The sequence below is a fragment of the Mesorhizobium sp. M5C.F.Ca.IN.020.29.1.1 genome (assembly GCF_003997375.1).
GTDB classification, from domain to species: domain Bacteria; phylum Pseudomonadota; class Alphaproteobacteria; order Rhizobiales; family Rhizobiaceae; genus Mesorhizobium; species Mesorhizobium wenxiniae.
The window spans coordinates 1-1,862 of sequence record NZ_RZSW01000850.1 but is presented as its reverse complement, the minus strand read 5'-3'; the positions used below and the strand labels follow the sequence as shown (position 1 = coordinate 1,862).

The following is a 1,862-nucleotide window of genomic DNA, read 5'->3' as shown; positions in this document are numbered from 1 at the left end:
CTGTGCGCCAGTTGCGCGCGGTGCAGGGCACTTTCAGCGTGCGCGGGATGAGGTTGGCAAACACCGATTTGCCGAGGCCATCCGGTGCGTGCAGATAAAGTACGTCGTCCCTGATCTCGAAGCTTTCAGGGCCGGTGCACTTCTGCGAAAGACGAGCTGTCTCCTCAGGCGTTGGCGCACGTTCCAGCGCATAGGCGTGAAGCTTTGTCGGCTCCCCTGCGACTTCCGGATAGGGATTTTCGATCACCAGCCGCTCGAACCAGCCGAGATCGCGCACCATGATGCGCGAGTGAAATCCCCATTTCTTCTCGAAGGCCGTTTCCAGCTGTTTGGTCAGCGTGGCCGCATCGCCCGTTGCCGACCGGAACACGACGTTGCCGCTCTGCACGTAGGTGGCGACGTCGCCAAAGCCGAGTTTCTCGAAGAACGACCGGAGTTCGGCCATCTTGACGATGCGGTTGCCGCCGACATTGATGCCGGAAAACAATGCAACGAATATCTTCTCCTCTTCACTCATATTCGGGCGCTCATATGATGAACCCGGCGAGCGTCTCGTTGTCGGTGATGTCCTGATACTGAACGCCCTCGGCCTCGAAATTCGCGTTGAGCAGCTCGAAATTGCGGCGATCCTTGGTTTCGATGCCGATCAGCACCGAACCGAAATTGCGCGCCGACTTCTTCAAATATTCGAAGCGGGCAATGTCGTCGTCAGGCCCAAGCAATTCGAGAAAGTCGCGCAGCGCGCCCGGCCGCTGCGGAAAGCGGATGATGAAGTACTTCTTCAGCCCTTCGAAACGCAGCGCCCTTTCCTTTACATCCGGCAGCCGCTCGAAATCGAAATTGCCGCCCGACACCACCGCGACGATGGTCTTGCCCCTGATTTCCTTCTTCGAAAAATCCTTGAGCGCGTCGATCGCCAATGCGCCGGCCGGCTCCAGCACTACGCCTTCGACATTCAGCATCTCGATCATGGTCGCGCAGAGCCGGTTTTCCGGGATCAGCCGCACGGCCTCAGCGGCAAACTCCCTGAGGTGCCGCAACGGTTCGCGGCCGATCTCGGCCACCGCCGCGCCGTCGACGAAATTGTCGACCCTGGCGAGCTTGATGCGCTTGCCGGTGGCGAGGCTCTCGCTGAGGCTTGGCGCGCCGGCCGGCTCGCAGAAGACGAAGCGCGTGTCGCGGCGCTGGTCGGCGAAGTAATGCGTCACACCCGCAGCCAGACCGCCGCCGCCGACCGGAAGCATGATGATGTCGGGCATCCGCGCGCCCGGCATCTGGCCTGATATCTCGTAGGCGACGGTCGCCTGCCCCTCGATGATGTCCTTGTGGTCGAACGGCGGCACCATGTGCGCGCCGGCGCTTTCGGTGAATTCGAAGGCGGCGCGGTAACAGTCGTCGAAAAAATCGCCGATCAGCCTGATCTCGACGAATTCGCCGCCGAACAGCCGCGTCTTATCGATTTTCTGCTGTGGCGTCGTCACTGGCATGAACACCACACCTTGTCTGCCGAAATGACGGCAGACGAAGGCAAAGCCCTGCGCATGGTTGCCGGCGGAAGCGCAGACGAACAGTTCGGCGTCGTTGCCGGCGTCGAGCGCCTTGCGGAAGAAATTGAACGCGCCCCTGATCTTGTAGGAGCGCACCGGCGACAGGTCCTCGCGCTTCAGCAGCACGCGCGCCCCGGTCTTCTTCGACAGGTAATCGTTTTCCTGCAGCGGCGTTTCCGGAAAAATCTCGCGGATCGCGGCGGCAGCGGCAGCGACGCGGGTGGAGAAACTGGTCATCGGAAAAATCACCCCGAATAGTCTGTGGGTCTTCGCGTGCGATTGTCGGTCACGAAGCTAGCACACGCCGTACGTGTT

At 61.1% G+C, this 1,862-nt stretch carries 2 protein-coding genes; both read right to left on the bottom strand.

Going from position 1 to position 1,862, the window contains the following annotated elements; translation table 11 throughout:
* Positions 1 to 517: DUF1697 domain-containing protein (locus tag EOA85_RS34245; protein ID WP_164760098.1), on the bottom strand; the 517-nt coding region annotated here is incomplete at its 3' end.
* Between the two features lie 10 nt (positions 518 to 527).
* Positions 528 to 1,784 carry a threonine ammonia-lyase IlvA gene (gene ilvA, locus EOA85_RS34240; protein ID WP_127212633.1) on the bottom strand — a complete coding sequence of 419 codons (1,257 nt, stop codon included), beginning with the start codon at positions 1,782 to 1,784 and terminating at the stop codon, positions 528 to 530.
* Positions 1,785 to 1,862: the final 78 nt, after the last annotated feature.